Origin of the sequence: Flavobacterium sp. UBA7663 (assembly GCF_002483315.1) — a bacterium.
Lineage (GTDB): Bacteria > Bacteroidota > Bacteroidia > Flavobacteriales > Flavobacteriaceae > Flavobacterium.
In genome coordinates, this window is record NZ_DLHR01000015.1 from 365,370 (window position 1) to 381,639 (window position 16,270).

The window sequence follows — 16,270 nt, forward strand, 5'->3', positions numbered from 1 at the left end:
ATTACAGTATTACAAGTTTCTCATATTTTTCAACTGACTTTCCAGTAGTTGTAGATCGTACTTTTAATTTATAAACATAAACCCCTTTTCCAATCTTATCTCCAAAATCATCACGACCATCCCAAATAATTTCTCTACAAAGAAAACCTTCAGTCGTAACTTGCTGATTTATTGTTTTAACCAACTTTCCTGCAACAGTCAGAATCTGAACTTGAACATCAAGTGGTTCAAAAGGCATGTTATGATTGAACCAAAATTCCGTGTAACTCACAAACGGATTCGGATAATTCAACACTCTTTCTACTCGAAGTCCATCATCTGAACAAATTGCATTGAACTGGATTTCAGCCGTAATTAAATTATTGTAAACATCCCAAGCTTTAAATAAAATTGTATGCAAACCAGGTGTTAAATCTCTAAAAGGAAATCGTACAAAACCACTAGTATAGTCGTCATTATCTGTTTCATAATACTCATTCAAAACATACGGATTAGACTCGTCTCCATCTAAAATTGCTACAATGTCGTGCCCGATTCCACTAGCTGTATTGATTCCGTTTTCATCTTCTAAAAAAGCCAGCAAAATGGGTGAACAATTTGTAATTCCGCCTGAAACAAAACCTTCATCATTCATATGCAATCTAACTGTTGGCGGATTTGTATCGCTTACAGCATTTACGTTAACACCTCCTATTTGGATTGTTCTATCATGACCTGTTTGGTTATCCAAATTAGGCAAATCGCGTTTTGCGTAAAAGCTTATTTTACCATTCCCAACTGGAATTCTAATATCTTGCGGCACAACGAAACTAAATTCAAATTGTCCGTTTACTACTGATGCATTTCCTCTAAAAACAGTTTCTCCTAAAGTAGTAAAATTCATCACTATAAGTCCACTACTATTGGTAACACCATTATTACCGAGAGTAGCTCTATTAATATCTTTATCAAAAATCTGAACTGCTAAATCACCGTTATAACCTGATAATAAAACATCATTTTCATCTCTTACCTCACCAGATATCTTTGTCAAACTTAAAGCCTGAAGAACAGGCAATGGTTGATTTACCGGAATATCATTTACTTTTGTTAGCACTACTTTAGGTCTTGGAATTGCTAATTTCATTGCAGGATCACCAATGTAAAAAACAACCCTTCTATTATCCGAACCAGTATCTAACTTTGTCAATCTCAACGCTTCTGCAATTGAAGGATAATCGTTTGAACCAAATGCATACAAGTCTTCATTCAATAAATTATTCATTACAAAACCTGTCGTAACACCAATTTGACGTGTAGTAGCAATCAAACCAATTGCCCCACCGCTTTTATTCCAATACATGTACTCACCTCCTGTAAAACGACCCGGATCATCAAAACGTGTAAACTCACAAGTTATTGTTATAAAAAGCGGATATCTGTAACGATTAGTTAAATTTTGAGCATCTAATTTTTCAAACAATCTTTCTCTTGCAAGCGATTCTTCATTCCCGTGTCCGAAATAATTAAAAACTAAAGCTCCAAGCGCTAAAGCGTCTAAAAAGTCTTTTTTTGCTTCTGGATAACGCTCACCACCCGCTGCTACTTGTTGCAAATAAGAATCGGTATGTATTTTTTTAACATTTACAAATGGCTTTTCTGCAGTTAAAGTGTTTGCTAAATTATCTAGTCCAAACTGTAGCGTTGCATCTGTTGTATTATCTGCGTCATCAGAATAGATAACATAATTATTACGCCATCTACCATATGATTTTTCATCGTGATATTCAATTACTTTATCAACCATTTCTTTGGCTTGACCAGTAGAAGAAACTAACATTCTCCCAACAGCAATATCAATTCCATCAAAACCTCCTAACATTTGACCTTCAGTATCATCCATCAAACCATAAAAATCATCCGACATAAAGGACGAGAATAATGAGAAATTAGAAATGTTATTTGTCTCTGAAGCAAAAGGATTGAATCCATGAAAAACAGGAACAATGTTGGTATTGCTAAATAATCGGTCTTTATAGTCATAAGATGCATCTCCAAAAAGATTTACATATTTTACTCTTTTATCTGGAGTGGAAGCATTCCAATACACATACTTAATTAAATTTCTAATTGCTGCAATATCTTGTTTTCCAGAAGCAAATTCTTGATAAATTTTTTCTAAAGCAACCACACGCACTGTCAAACCAGAATTATTTCTATGAAAATCAGCTAAACGTTCTGCTTGTGTTGTTAATTGTGCTGGCGTAATAATCAAATAATCGATGTCTTGAAAATTTCCTTGAGCATCTTTAAAAATTGTGCCTTTTAAATTCTGATTCAGCACAACTGAATTTGATTCACGTAGTGGCGTAAAGGTGTCAGACATGTCAACTGCCACATATTTTCTAGCTGTACCTAAATTTACTTTAAAATTAAAATTGGCTCCAGTGGTATTTTCGTAAGCCGTAATATTATATAAATCGGTAACATCCCAAACTTGAGAAATTCCTGATGCATTTGTAATTCTGTATTCACCAACACCAATATTAGCTTGCTCCTGATCATTAAAAAACAGGAATTGTTTAGAGAAACCAGTTAAATTTCGTTTTACTTTTAATCGTATAAAATCTAAAAAACCATTTGAACTCGGAACACCACCATTGTTATATGTTAGTGCAATTGAAATATTTGAAGAAGTGGCATTAAAAACTGTATTTAAAGCAGATTCATAACCTTCAACTCCACTACCTGAAGTTAACTGCGGAAAATTCAAAGTTCCCAAATCAACAGTATTGGCTTTTACATTAAATGAAGAGTTACCAAATGACTTTGAAGCAGTATTTACTTTTATTTGAACAGGAACTGAAGTATCTAAATTAGGAATTGAAAAATCAAATGTTTGAAATTCATCTACATTAAATTGCTCCCCAAACCATCTTCTACCTACTTTTCCAGCATTAACTAAATCTTTTTCATAATAAATAACATCATCAAACTGATTAAAAGTTAAAGTTGGAGGATTTATTGGTTGCAATGTTTGTTCTATTCTTTTTCCACCTGAACCTAATGAAGTTATGTAATAATATGATTTATCAGTAAACAAATTCACACTGGTTAAACTTTCGGTATTCCAAGTATCAACTCCTTCTGCATAAAATAAAATATAATCGCTATTATCAAAAACACCATCATCTTCACCAATAAATTGAATGGCATTCTGCTCTAAATCATCTGGATAAGGTATTGAATTATTTAACGGTAACATACGCCCGCCATTTCCATAAATCTTTATATTTCTTGGATCAACATTAACATTAAAACCTAAACTTTGCAAGAAAGATTTAGAAATTTTATAAACCCCAGATTTTTCCACATAAAAACGATACCAACTGCCCGTTGCTAAAACAGAATTTGAAACCGCCTGAACAACATTCTGATTTTGACTTCTATTTGACAGATTATTTTGAAAAGAATAAGTTAAAGAAATAACTTTTTTATAAACATTACCTTCTTTTATAATAGGATTAAAAATTAAAATACCCTTGTAATCATCACGAGCTCTAACTACTTCCAATGAAGCTTGAATCTTATTAGGCAGTAAAGATTTATTCAAATCATAAAGTTCCGATTCGTTTATAGTTTGATAATTTACATTTGATATAACTAAACTTGACACATTAGTTGAAGCAGTAACTGGTACTAATTTTCTGTATTGAATTTTTCTTAACGGAATATCAATATTGTAAAATTCTGAATCAAACTGTGGTACTTTAATTGAAGTTTCCCCTAAGTTGTAATCCACATTTGAATTCCAATTAATAGAAATATTATCTGCTTGTTGCCCAAAAACAAACACAACAGAAAATAACAGTATAAATGAGATAGTCTTTTTCATTAGCTATAAAACGTGTTAAACACCTATATATTACAAAGAGAAAAAAAATATTTATTTTAATCTAATTTTTTACAATAAAACTTAATATAAATCGTTGTAAGAGAAAGGATTTTAACACAACATTAATTTTTTTTTACAAAAATTTAAAAACATGTTGCATTTTAATTCATTATTATTATCTTGCGACACGAAATTTATTACCTACTAAAGTATGAAAATTAAGAAAATTATGGCTTTAAAAGTGTTAGTAGTATTAGCACTGGCATTAGGCTTTACAGGTTGTAGCAAAAAAGGAAGCACAAAAGGTGGTTCTACAGCTACAGGATGGAAAATCAATGATAAAAAAGGTGGATTCCAGTTTAACGACAAGTTTAAACAACAAGAAACACCTCCAGGGATGATTTCTATTGAAGGAGGTACTTTTACAATGGGAAAAGTACAAGATGATGTTATGCATGATTGGAACAACTCTCCAAATCAACAACACGTACAATCTTTCTTTATGGACGAAACAGAAGTAACCAATAAAATGTATTCTGAATACTTATTTTGGGTGAAAACTGTGTTTCCTCCAACAGAAGAAAACTACAAACACATTTATAATGGAGCAATTCCAGATACTTTAGTGTGGAGAAATCGTTTAGGTTACAACGAAACGATGACTAACAACTACTTAAGACACCCTGCTTATGCTGACTACCCAGTAGTTGGTGTTAACTGGATTCAAGCAACTGAATTTAGCAAATGGAGAACTGACCGTGTAAATGAAAACATTTTAGAGCGTGAAGGTTACCTTAAGAAAGATAACAAAATCAAATTAGGTTCTGACGTAACTGCTGAAAACTCTTTCAGTACTGAAACTTATATCAATACGCCATCTAAAGCATTTGGTGGTAACGAAGAAGTAGTATTGAAAAAAGAAATGGGTGGAGGTAGAAGACCAGCTGCAGATACTGCTAAAAACGTATACGCTCAAAGAAGTTCTGGTTTAATTTTACCAGAATATAGATTACCAACAGAAGCTGAGTGGGAATATGCTGCAGTAGCTTTAGTTGGAAACAGAGAGTACAATATTTACAAAGGACAAAAAAAATACCCTTGGAGTGGTCAATATACTCGTTCGTCTAAAAGACAATACAGAGGTGACCAATTAGCTAACTTTAAACAAGGTAAAGGGGATTACGGAGGAATTGCAGGTTGGTCTGATGACGGAGCTGACATTACAAATAAAGTGAAAGCATATGCTCCAAATGATTTTGGTTTATATGATATGGCCGGAAACGTAGCTGAGTGGGTACAAGACGTTTACAGACCTATGGTAGATGACGAAGCAAATGACTTCAACTACTTTAGAGGTAACGTTTATACTAAAAACAAAATTGGTGAAGATGGAGTTGTTGAATTAGTAACTTCTGACAACATCACTTATGATACATTAAGTAACGGTAGAATCATGGCTAGAAATTTCCCTGGTCAAATTGCTCAAGTTCCTGTTGATGAAAACGAAACTTACTTAAGAACTCAATTTTCTACTTCTGATAACAGAAATTACAGAGATGGTGATAGACAATCTACACGTTTCTACAAATTTACTGACTCTGAAGAAGGTGCAGGTGAAGAAAAACACAGAATGTACGAAGCTCCTAAACACTCTATCACTGCTGATAGTTTAGGTAAAATGGATAAAAAATTTGATAAATCTGATAAGAGAACTACTTTAGTAGATGACAACGTTAGAGTTTACAAAGGTGGTTCATGGAGAGATAGAGCATACTGGTTAGACCCAGCTTCTAGAAGATTTTTCCCTCAAGATATGGCAACTGATTACATCGGATTCAGATGTGCGATGTCTAAAGTAGGTCCTAAGTCAAACAAAAAGACTCCTAGAGGAAATCCAAAAAAATAATTTTCATACAAAATACTTAAAAAAGCCCTTTCGTTTGAAAGGGCTTTTTTTTATCTTCGTTTCGATTTAAAACAACTCACATGACCACAATAGCTACTTTACATTCCTTATTTTTAAATTGCTCAAGCGTTTCTACCGATACAAGAAAAATAGAAAAAGACAGCTTATTTATTGCCCTTAAAGGAGAAAACTTTGATGCCAATACCTTTGCAAAAGAGGCTTTAGAAAAAGGAGCCAAATTTGTAATAATTGACAACCCTAGCTATAAAATTGACGAGCGAACTTTATTAGTAGAAGACTCACTTATTGCCTTACAAGAGTTAGCTAAGTTTCACAGAAACTATTTAGGTTTGCCGATAATAGCCTTAACAGGAAGCAATGGAAAAACTACTACCAAGGAATTAATACACGCTGTACTTTCAAAAAAATACAATACACTGGCAACTATTGGCAATTTGAATAATCATATTGGAGTTCCTCTTACACTATTGCGTTTTACAAAAGAAACCGAAATTGGCATTGTTGAAATGGGTGCTAATCATCAAAAGGAAATTGAGTTCTTATGTAAAATTGCTCAACCTGATTATGGTTACATTACTAATTTCGGGAAAGCTCATTTAGAAGGATTTGGCGGAGTTGAAGGTGTGATCAAAGGAAAAAGCGAGATGTATGATTACCTAAGAAACAATGAAAAAATTGCTTTTATTAATTTAGATGATACCATTCAAAAGGAAAAAGCAACAAGAATTAAACAATTTAGTTTCGGTTTAAACGAGTTAAATGTTGATGTAAAAATCGATAAGGTTGAAGCCAATCCGATGGTAAAAATATCCTTCAATGACTTAACAATTAATTCGCATCTTATTGGAATTTACAACGCTAATAATATCAATGCCGCTATCGCTATAGGAAATTATTTTAAAGTTTCTGATAGACAAATTAAAGAAGCAATTGAAAATTATATTCCTGAAAATAATCGTTCGCAATTGATACAAAAAAACGGAAATGAAATAATATTAGATGCCTATAATGCGAATCCGAGTAGCATGTCGGCAGCCATAACAAATTTTATTCAATTAGAGAACAATCATAAAGTTGCAGTTTTAGGCGACATGTTTGAATTAGGCGAAGAAAGTCTTTCTGAACATAAAAAAATAATAGCATTATTAATTTCCGAAACTAATATAACTACCTACTTTATTGGAAAAGATTTTTATGCAAATCAAGTTCAAAATTCACACATTAAATTCTTTGAAAATTTTGAAAATTTCGCAACATTTTTCAAAGTAAACCAACCGAAAGAAAGTTTAATTTTAATTAAAGGATCCAGAGGAATGGCGCTAGAAAAAACTTTAGAACTGATATAAAACAAAAAATCCTACTTTAAAGTAGGATTTGAATTGGTGGGCGATGAGGGGTTCGAACCCCCGACCCCCTCGGTGTAAACGAGGTGCTCTGAACCAGCTGAGCTAATCGCCCCAATAAAACGCTTTACTATTACCGTATTGCGAGTGCAAATATACACTGAATATTTATAATTACAAGTCTTTTTGAAAAAAAAATTACACAATTTCTGCCACAACAAAAGTACTACCACCAATGTAAATAAAATCGGAATCATTAGCCAAATTTAATGCCTCAGCATAAGCTTCTGAAACAGAATTAAATACTTCACCATACAATCGAAATTCATCTGCTTTTTTCTGTAAAATTTGTGCGTCTAATCCCCTTGGGACATTCGGCTTACAGAAATAATAGTTGGCATTTTTTGGAAATAAAGGTAAAATTGAATCTAAATCTTTATCATTTACCACACCTAAAACGATGTGTAGTGCTTCAAATTCGTGTTTTTGAATTTGATTCAATACTATTTTCAATCCATGACTGTTGTGAGCTGTGTCGCAAACCGTAAAGAGTTTTTGATTTAAAATTTGCCATCTACCAAGTAATCCTGTATTTTGAACTACATTTTTAAATCCTAACTCAATATGCTTTTCTTCGATATTAAATTGTGATTGCAATAATTGAATCGCTTGAAGAACTGTTTTCTTATTATGTACTTGATAATCTCCTAACAAAGCACATTCGTAAGTAACTTCAGGGTTATCTTGAGCAAAATAAATTGGAGTATTTTCTAATTTCGCTTTATCTACAAAAACAGGTTTTGTTTCTTCTGAATATTCTCCTATTACTACTGGAATATTAGATTTGATAATTCCAGCTTTTTCAGCAGCTATTTTTGATAACGTATCTCCTAAAAACTGAGTGTGATCAAAACCTATATTCGTTATCACAGAAACTAAAGGAGTAATCACATTGGTAGAATCTAATCTTCCTCCCATTCCAACTTCGATAACAGCTACATCAACTTGTTCTTTTGCAAAATAGTCAAAGGCTAAGCCTACTGTCATTTCAAAAAAACTCAACTGATTGGCTTCAAAAAAATTCTTATTTTGAGCTACAAAATCAACCACAAAATCTTCTGAAATCATTTCTCCGTTGATACGAATGCGCTCGCGAAAATCTTTTAAATGAGGCGAAGTGTACAAACCAACTTTATATCCTGCTTCTTGAAGTATTGAAGCAATCATAGACGAAGTTGAACCTTTTCCATTAGTTCCTGCTACGTGAATCGATTTGAATTTGGTTTCGGGATGTTGTAAATGTTCTACCAATAAATGCGTATTGGTCAAATCTTTTTTATAAGCCGATGCTCCTTGCATTTGAAACATAGGTAACTGGTTAAATAACCATGTTGTTGTTTCTTGATACGTCATTTTAAATGGGATAACAAAGAATTATTCTCCTACTTGGAAATTTACAACTACAAAACCAATTTGAGTTTCGGGTGCGTTAGCATCGGGTTGCCATTTGAAAGTTTTTGCGGTTGCAATTGCAGGGTTTACTAAACATGGATCAGAATTTGTGGTTCCTTTATCGCGTTCTGCACGGATTACATTTCCTTGACGATTTACCCAAATCTTAACCACAACCTTTCCAGATTCATTACAATCTTGAATTCGTTTACTGTTACCTGATAATTTTCTTCCAACTAATCCCCAACCGGTTCCTTTTCCAGTTCCAATTCCGTCGCCAGAACCACTTCCGTAAAAACTATTGGCATACAAACTTCCGTTTGGATTACCTTTATCACCACCTTCAGCATCATCTCCATGACCAGATTGTGATGTTCCATCTTGTTTTGGGCCTTTAATAATACTATTTAAAGCACTATTATTCGGTTTTGTTGGTTTTGTTTCTGTTGGTTTTGTTACAGGCTTAGTCTCTGAAGGCTTGACAACAGGTTTTTTTATATCTTTTTTAGGCAACGTAACTGGTGCCTCTTCGTCTTGCGTTAAGACATCATCTTCTTCTGCGGGAACAGGTTCTGACTGCGCTTGATCAGGTGACATTTGCACGGGTTCTGTTGGTTGAATTTCTCCACTACCTGTATCGCTAGTTCCAAAGTTAACTGCAATTCCGTTTTCTGGTGGTGGATCCATATATGTTAATCCAAAAATAGCGAACAACAGAAAAAGTATCACAAAAATAACTGACGTTATTGTGAATGATTTTTTCTCCTCTGGTGTTTCTAAAAATTTCATTTTTTATTTATTTTGGATTAACCGCAATAACCATTTTTATTTGATTTCGATAAGCTATTTCCATAACCTTAACCACTTTTTCATGAGGCACCGATTTTTCAGCTCTTAAAACAATAGCTTTATTATCAGAATTAGCCATTAAAGCCAATAATTGTTTTTCTAAATCAGCTTCATTGATTTTATCTTTATCGATGAAGAAATTCAAATCCTTATCAATACTTACTGAAGTACTTTTATTACTATCCGTTTTCCCTTTTGCTTTTGGCAACACTAAATCTAATGCATTAGTAGTTACCATAGTAGAGGTTATCATGAAAAAAATAAGCAACAAGAAAACAATGTCGGTCATTGACGACATGTTAAATTCTGTTGAAACTTTATTTCTAGTTTTACCTAATTTCATTACACTGGTTCGTTTAATAAATCTAAGAAATCAACCGCATTGGCTTCCATTTGGTTAACCACTTTATTCGTTTTTACTACCAAGTGATTGTAACCAACATAAGCTATAATTCCAACAATTAGTCCAACTACCGTAGTTGTCATAGCCGTATAAATTCCTTCAGCCAAAGCACCCACTTCAATTTGTCCGCCACCACTAGCCATTTTATGAAAGGCAAGAATCATACCAACTACAGTTCCAAGGAAACCAACCATTGGTCCAGCTCCTGAAATAGTAGCTAACATACTGGTATTTTTCTCCAACTTATATAACTCCAAGTTTCCTGCATTTTCAATTGCGGTATTGATGTCTTCTAATGGTTTTCCAATACGAGAAATTCCTTTTTCGATTAATCTTGCAACCGGTGAATTTGTTTGAGCACATAACATTTTGGCAGCATCAATTTTGCCCGACATAATATTCATTTTGATGTTGTTCATAAAACTAGCATCAATTTTAGAAGCTTTGTTAATGGCCATTAATCGCTCAAAATATAGAAATAAAGCAAAAAACAATTGAATAAAAAGAACCAACATAATTAATTGCCCACCTATTCCACCACTAGTTAACAAACTCCACATGGATAAGGTTTGTTCTGTTGGCTGAGCTTCTGCCACCACTTGGCTTGCAACTGCTAAACTATCTGCTTGAAGAAATATACTCATAGTAATTACTTAATTTGTATTAAAAACGTATATATAATTTTATTATTGTTTATCTAATATAATGTTCAATAAATAAGAAAGCAAGAGCTCCAGTTATAAAACCTGCAAATGCTAACCATGTGATTTTTTTCAAATACCAAATAAAATCGATTTTTTCCATTCCCATTGCTGCAACACCTGCAGCAGAACCAATTATTAGCATACTTCCACCTGTTCCTGCTGAATAAGCAATAAAATGCCAAATTGGATTATCCATTTCATAAGTATACATTCCCATTGAAGCGGCAACTAAAGGTACATTGTCAATAACAGCAGATAAAGCTCCTAATAATATTACCACAATATCCATATTTGGAATAGCATTAGAAATACTTTCTGCAGCATATCTAAGTGTTCCAACTTCTTGTCCGTTAATTGCTCCAAAAACTAAACTTTCTAGTGCTGCAACCGACATTAAAATTCCTAAAAAGAATAAAATGCTCGAAATCTCAATACGAGATAATGCTTTATGAGCTGAATATAAATGCTTTTTACTTTTATCGAAATTATCTTCTGGGTGAATATATTCAGAAACTAACCAAACTACTGATAAACTCAACATCATGCCAACATAAGGAGGCAAATGTGTGATAGTTTTAAAAATTGGTACAAAAACAATAGCACCTAAGCCTAACCATAACATGGTTTTACTACTTAATAATTTATGTGCCTCTTCGTTATTTTTCGTTTCAATTTCTTCAATATCTCCTTTAAATATTTTCATTTTTGATGCTAATGCAAAAGGCACAACAAAACAAAGAATTGCAGGAATAATAATGTATTCTGACAATCCACCAGCTGATACTTTTTTAGCTATCCATAGCATTGTTGTAGTAACATCGCCAATTGGGGACCAAGCACCTCCTGCATTTGTTGCAATAACAATTAATGAAGCATACCAAATACGTTCTTCTCTATTATAAATCAATTTTCTTAAAAGAGAGATTAATACAATTGTTGCCGTTAAATTATCAATAACAGCAGATAAAATAAAACCAAGAATTCCTGTTATCCACAACAATCTAATTTTACTTTTAGTTTTAACCATTCCTTTTAGAACATCAAAACCTCTATGTAAATCGATAAGCTCAACAATAGTCATGGCTCCAATCAGGAAAATTAAAATCTCAGCTACTTTTCCTACGTGATGCAAAAGCAACCCTTCGAACCCATGTTCCTGTTGATGAATATCTCCAGAATTAATATTAAAAATAGCTCCATGTCCATCAACTACAGAAAACCATCCATTATGAAAACCTATTGCAAGCAAAGCCCACATCAAAGCTGCCATCATAAGAGCTGGCACTGTTTTGTCTAATTTTAAAGGATGTTCTAAAGTAATAGACAAATATCCGATAACGAACAGAAGTATTAATACTGCTTCCATGATTTATTTTTTATACAAGTTGTTTCAAAGCAATTTCAAAGGCGGTTGCACTAATATTCTTTTTGTCAGAATTTATTGCATGAGCTTTCTCAATTGCATTTTTGATTCTATTTGAAGTGTCAGAGAAAATAGCTTCATCTGTCATTTGTACTTTTTTCTCCATGAAATAAGCAAAAACTCTTGCCATTCCACAATTTGCGATGAAGTCAGGAATTAAACTCACTTTTTTATCTGTTTCTTCCATAATAGGACCGAAGAAAATTTCTTTATCCGCAAACGGAACATTTGCACCACTAGAAATTACTTCCAATCCAGACGCAATCATACTATCAACCTGGTCTTTAGTAACCAATCTTGAAGCTGCACATGGAGCAAATACTTGAGCTCCCATTGACCAAATCTTCTCATTGATTTCAGCAAAAGGAATCATGTTGTCTGCTACTAATTTATTTCCGTCTTTGTTTAAGAATAATGTTGTAATTTCTTCGAAAGAGAATCCGTTTTCATTGATAACACCACCATCTCTATCGATGATTCCAACTACTTTAGCTCCCATTTGCGCTAGATAAAAAGCGGCTGCCGAACCTACGTTTCCAAAACCTTGAACTATAGCTTTTTTTCCAACAATTGTTCCTCCATAAATATCATAGTAATGACGAGCCGCTTCTGCTACTCCGTATCCAGTAATCATGTCGGCAACTGTATATTTTCTATTTACATCTGGAGAAAAATTTGGATTTTCAATCACTTTAATTACACCTTGACGTAATTGTCCAATTCTATTAATTTTATCTGCTTCTGTTGGTTTAAAGTGACCATTGAAAACACCTTCTTGTGGATGCCAAACCCCGCAATCTTCAGTCATTGGAATAACTTCGTGAATTTCATCCACATTCAAATCACCACCAGTTCCGTAGTAATTTTTTAACAAAGGAGAAACAGCTTTATACCATCTCTCTAAAACACCTTTTTTTCTTGGATCGTTCGGGTCAAAATTAATTCCTGATTTAGCACCACCAATTGCTGGTCCTGAAACTGAAAACTTAACTTCCATCGTTTTTGCTAATGAAAGTACTTCGTTCATATCTAACCCTTTACGCATACGAGTTCCTCCACCAGCAGCACCACCTCTTAACGAGTTGATTACTGTCCATCCTTCTGCATCCGTTTCAGGGTCTTTCCAATTAAATACTATTTCTGGTTCTTTGTTTTCAAATTTCTTTAATAAATCTTTCATTGTGTTGGTTAAATTTTATTCGTTTTACAAATATACATATTCTGTTTAAGCATCGAAGCCTAAACTCCATTTTTTAGTTTTTTATAACATTCTATTAAACACGACTCCTGATGAGTGATTTTTACTAGCTCCTGTTACTGAGGACAATACATTAATTTCATTTCGTAATTTTAACACACCTAAAAATCCAAAAATCAATGCTTCCTTAAACTGAATAGTTTTATCATCTGGAATTACAACTTCAGTTGTAGGCAAATAATTACGTAATCTCTCAATTAAAAATCGATTATATGCTCCTCCACCAGTTATGAATAATTTTGAATTTGGTTTTGAACAAATCTTCGCAATTTGAATGGCAATATGTTCTACAAAAGTTCGAAGTTTATCTTTTACGTCTATAGAAAAAGAATGCATAAGTGGGAAAATTTCCGCATTTACGAATTCCATTCCTAAAGATTTTGGATACGGTGCTTTGTAAAAATCTAAATCATTCAATTGTTGCAATAAATCCTGATTGACATTTCCTGCTTTTGCCAAATTCCCAGCATCGTCATACGGAAAACCTAATTCATTAGCATAAAAATTCAAGACGGTATTCACGGGTGAAATATCAAAAGCAATACGGTTCTCATTTTCATTAAATGACACATTCGAAAATCCGCCCAAATTCAAGCAATAATCATATTCCGAAAAAAGCAATTCATCTCCAATCGGAACCAAAGGCGCACCTTGACCACCAAATTGCACATCTTGCACTCTAAAATCGCAAACAATCGTTTGATTTACTAGATCTCTAATTATTGGAAGATTCCCAATTTGAAGCGTAAAACCGTTTTGAGGTTGGTGTAAAATTGTGTGACCATGACTACAAACGGCATCAATTTCGGTAAGATTATGTTTGGAAATAAATTCAGAAATTATCGAAGCTAAAAGTTTTGTATAACTTATATTCAATTCCTCTAATTCTGAATGACTAAAATGAATCGCATTTTTCAATTTGTTAAGCCATTCTTCCGAATAAGAAACGGTTTCGGATTGAAAAATTTCAAACGTCCAATACTCTGAATGATTGAATTTTATGTAAGCCAAATCGACACCATCTAACGATGTGCCCGACATAACTCCGATAACGTTGTAGTTTTCTTTAAACATGGGTTAAAATTACAAATTGTTATTGAAAATTTGGTAATTAATCTTTACATTTGGTTCCTGAAATTACAAAATAAACAAACATTACATCTAAATAATATGGATTTTAAATTAACCGAAGAGCATTTAATGATTCAGCAAGCTGCTAGAGATTTTGCTCAAACAGAATTATTACCTGGAGTTATTGAAAGAGACGAGCATTCAAAATTCCCAACAGAACAAGTAAAAATGATGGGAGAACTTGGGTTCTTAGGAATGATGGTTGATCCAAAATACGGAGGAGCTGGATTAGACAGTTTATCTTATGTTTTAGCAATGGAAGAAATTGCTAAAGTTGATGCTTCTGCAGCGGTTATTATGTCAGTAAATAACTCTTTAGTTTGTGCTGGTTTAGAAAAATATGGTTCAGAAGAACAAAAAATAAAATATTTAACTCCATTAGCAAAAGGAGATGTAATTGGAGCTTTCTGTTTATCAGAACCAGAAGCAGGTTCAGACGCTACTTCACAAAGAACGACTGCTGTTGACATGGGCGATCATTATTTAGTAAACGGAACTAAAAACTGGATTACGAATGGAGGAACAGCTTCTACGTATTTAGTAATTGCTCAAACTGATGCTTCAAAAGGACACAAAGGAATTAACGTTCTTATCGTGGAAAAAGGAATGCCAGGTTTTGAAGTAGGTCCAAAAGAAAAGAAAATGGGAATCCGTGGATCGGATACACATACTTTATTATTCAATGATGTAAAAGTTCCAAAAGAAAACAGAATTGGTGCAGACGGATTTGGTTTTGCGTTCGCAATGTCAACATTAAACGGAGGAAGAATTGGAATTGCTTCTCAAGCTTTAGGAATTGCGCAAGGAGCTTATGAATTAGCATTGAAATATTCTCAAGAGCGTGTAGCCTTTGGAAAACCAATTTTCAATCACCAAGCAATTGCTTTCAAATTAGCTGATATGCATGTTAAAATCACATGTGCTAGATTGTTAATCCACAAAGCAGCAACTGAAAAAGATAACGGAGAAGATATTGCGCATTCTGGCGCTATGGCAAAATTATACGCTTCAGAAATTGCATTAGAGGTAGCAAATGAAGCAGTACAAATTCATGGTGGAAATGGTTACGTAAGCGAATACCACGTAGAAAGAATGATGCGTGATTCTAAAATTACACAGATTTACGAAGGAACTTCAGAAATTCAACGAATTGTTATTTCAAGAGGTTTAGTAAAATAATATAATACATAATTCACAAAAGGAGTTCAGCAATCAAGTTGAACTCCTTTTTTTATTACCTTTAAAATAAAAATGTTGTTTGAAAATTGGAAAGAAAATTTAGAGCCATTAATTGACAAGTACAAAGGAAGGAAACATCCTCTAAACTACAACAACACCTATCAATTGGTTATTATGGTTATTTTGTCCGCTCAAGATTCTGATGCTAATATTAACAATATTAGTATTCCATTTTTTGAAAAATATCCTAATATGAAAAGCATTTCAAATTCAAGCATTGAAGAAATTACCCCATATTTTACAAAAGTCAAAAATTATCCTACAAAGACAAATTGGATAATTGAATTAGCAAAATTATTAAAAACTGACAGCAATCTTCCAACAAATTTAACAGATTTAATCGCTTTAAAAGGGATTGGAAGAAAATCCGCGAATGTAATATTAAGAGAATCCAATCAAAAGACAGAAGGCATAATAGTTGATTTACATGTTATTAGAGTTGTACCAAGAATTGGTTTAACACCAAAATATGAAGATGGAAATAAAATCGAAAAACTATTAATGCAACAACTACCTTATGAAATTTGGAACGAAATTGGAATGGCTTTATCCTTTTTAGGCAGAGAAATTTGTCGACCAACCAATCCTAAATGTGATGATTGTCCTATAAATTCACATTGTAATTATTTAAAAAATTTGAACCAATAAAAAAACCACCCTATTGAGG

At 33.1% G+C, this 16,270-nt stretch carries 12 protein-coding genes and 1 tRNA gene; 4 read left to right on the forward strand and 9 right to left on the reverse strand.

Annotation, left to right across the window (positions count from 1 at the left end):
• Position 1 precedes the first annotated feature (1 nt).
• Complete coding sequence (gene porU / locus B2741_RS06305) at positions 2–3,874, reverse strand: type IX secretion system sortase PorU (protein WP_291136423.1); 3,873 nt, start codon at positions 3,872–3,874, stop codon at positions 2–4.
• A 211-nt stretch (positions 3,875–4,085) separates the two neighbouring features.
• On the opposite strand from porU, the gene gldJ reads away from it, so the two are divergent.
• Both gldJ and B2741_RS06315 read left to right on the forward strand, forming a co-directional pair.
• On the forward strand, positions 4,086–5,780 hold the full coding sequence (gene gldJ, locus B2741_RS06310) for a gliding motility lipoprotein GldJ (RefSeq protein ID WP_133609488.1): 1,695 nt from the start codon (positions 4,086–4,088) through the stop codon (positions 5,778–5,780).
• 80 nt (positions 5,781–5,860) lie between these two features.
• On the forward strand, positions 5,861–7,147 hold the full coding sequence (locus B2741_RS06315) for a UDP-N-acetylmuramoyl-tripeptide--D-alanyl-D-alanine ligase (protein ID WP_291136426.1): 1,287 nt from the start codon (positions 5,861–5,863) through the stop codon (positions 7,145–7,147).
• 34 nt (positions 7,148–7,181) lie between these two features.
• On the opposite strand, the gene B2741_RS06320 is transcribed toward B2741_RS06315, so the two are convergent.
• The 8 genes from B2741_RS06320 to B2741_RS06355 form a co-directional block, all read right to left on the reverse strand.
• A tRNA-Val gene (locus tag B2741_RS06320) sits at positions 7,182–7,259 on the reverse strand.
• A gap of 83 nt (positions 7,260–7,342) precedes the next feature.
• Positions 7,343–8,557, reverse strand: a complete 1,215-nt coding sequence (locus B2741_RS06325; RefSeq protein ID WP_291136429.1) for a bifunctional folylpolyglutamate synthase/dihydrofolate synthase — start codon at positions 8,555–8,557, stop codon at positions 7,343–7,345.
• Between the two features lie 21 nt (positions 8,558–8,578).
• Positions 8,579–9,385 (reverse strand): energy transducer TonB, encoded by an 807-nt coding sequence (locus B2741_RS06330; protein ID WP_291136432.1) that lies wholly within the window; start codon positions 9,383–9,385, stop codon positions 8,579–8,581.
• 7 nt (positions 9,386–9,392) lie between these two features.
• Positions 9,393–9,788 (reverse strand): ExbD/TolR family protein, encoded by a 396-nt coding sequence (locus tag B2741_RS06335; protein WP_133610972.1) that lies wholly within the window; start codon positions 9,786–9,788, stop codon positions 9,393–9,395.
• Positions 9,788–10,492: a MotA/TolQ/ExbB proton channel family protein gene (locus tag B2741_RS06340; RefSeq protein WP_291136435.1), complete on the reverse strand. Its 705-nt coding sequence runs from the start codon at positions 10,490–10,492 to the stop codon at positions 9,788–9,790. Before B2741_RS06340 ends, B2741_RS06335 begins: the two co-directional genes overlap by 1 nt.
• Before the next feature lie 49 nt (positions 10,493–10,541).
• Complete coding sequence (gene nhaD / locus B2741_RS06345) at positions 10,542–11,918, reverse strand: sodium:proton antiporter NhaD (protein WP_291136438.1); 1,377 nt, start codon at positions 11,916–11,918, stop codon at positions 10,542–10,544.
• Between the two features lie 10 nt (positions 11,919–11,928).
• A complete protein-coding gene (locus B2741_RS06350) occupies positions 11,929–13,155 on the reverse strand; it encodes a Glu/Leu/Phe/Val dehydrogenase dimerization domain-containing protein (RefSeq protein WP_291136441.1) in 1,227 nt (408 codons plus the stop codon).
• 81 nt (positions 13,156–13,236) lie between these two features.
• Complete coding sequence (locus B2741_RS06355) at positions 13,237–14,307, reverse strand: anhydro-N-acetylmuramic acid kinase (RefSeq protein ID WP_291136444.1); 1,071 nt, start codon at positions 14,305–14,307, stop codon at positions 13,237–13,239.
• Positions 14,308–14,403: 96 nt separating this feature from the next.
• Here B2741_RS06355 and B2741_RS06360 point away from each other — a divergent pair, with 96 nt between their 5' ends.
• Both B2741_RS06360 and B2741_RS06365 read left to right on the forward strand, forming a co-directional pair.
• On the forward strand, positions 14,404–15,543 hold the full coding sequence (locus B2741_RS06360; RefSeq protein WP_291136447.1) for an acyl-CoA dehydrogenase: 1,140 nt from the start codon (positions 14,404–14,406) through the stop codon (positions 15,541–15,543).
• A 72-nt stretch (positions 15,544–15,615) separates the two neighbouring features.
• Positions 15,616–16,251, forward strand: a complete 636-nt coding sequence (locus B2741_RS06365; RefSeq protein WP_291136450.1) for an endonuclease III domain-containing protein — start codon at positions 15,616–15,618, stop codon at positions 16,249–16,251.
• Positions 16,252–16,270 lie beyond the last annotated feature (19 nt).

What these genes read in the sequence shown, in the direction of transcription:
- B2741_RS06365 (WP_291136450.1), top strand. Translation starts at nt 15,616, where the DNA reads ATGTTGTTTGAAAATTGGAAAGAAAATTTAGAGCCATTAATTGACAAG.
- B2741_RS06360 (WP_291136447.1), top strand. Translation starts at nt 14,404, where the DNA reads ATGGATTTTAAATTAACCGAAGAGCATTTAATGATTCAGCAAGCTGCT.
- porU (WP_291136423.1), bottom strand. Translation starts at nt 3,874, where the DNA reads ATGAAAAAGACTATCTCATTTATACTGTTATTTTCTGTTGTGTTTGTT.
- B2741_RS06355 (WP_291136444.1), bottom strand. Translation starts at nt 14,307, where the DNA reads ATGTTTAAAGAAAACTACAACGTTATCGGAGTTATGTCGGGCACATCG.
- nhaD (WP_291136438.1), bottom strand. Translation starts at nt 11,918, where the DNA reads ATGGAAGCAGTATTAATACTTCTGTTCGTTATCGGATATTTGTCTATT.
- B2741_RS06330 (WP_291136432.1), bottom strand. Translation starts at nt 9,385, where the DNA reads ATGAAATTTTTAGAAACACCAGAGGAGAAAAAATCATTCACAATAACG.
- B2741_RS06315 (WP_291136426.1), top strand. Translation starts at nt 5,861, where the DNA reads ATGACCACAATAGCTACTTTACATTCCTTATTTTTAAATTGCTCAAGC.
- B2741_RS06350 (WP_291136441.1), bottom strand. Translation starts at nt 13,155, where the DNA reads ATGAAAGATTTATTAAAGAAATTTGAAAACAAAGAACCAGAAATAGTA.
- gldJ (WP_133609488.1), top strand. Translation starts at nt 4,086, where the DNA reads ATGAAAATTAAGAAAATTATGGCTTTAAAAGTGTTAGTAGTATTAGCA.
- B2741_RS06335 (WP_133610972.1), bottom strand. Translation starts at nt 9,788, where the DNA reads ATGAAATTAGGTAAAACTAGAAATAAAGTTTCAACAGAATTTAACATG.
- B2741_RS06325 (WP_291136429.1), bottom strand. Translation starts at nt 8,557, where the DNA reads ATGACGTATCAAGAAACAACAACATGGTTATTTAACCAGTTACCTATG.
- B2741_RS06340 (WP_291136435.1), bottom strand. Translation starts at nt 10,492, where the DNA reads ATGAGTATATTTCTTCAAGCAGATAGTTTAGCAGTTGCAAGCCAAGTG.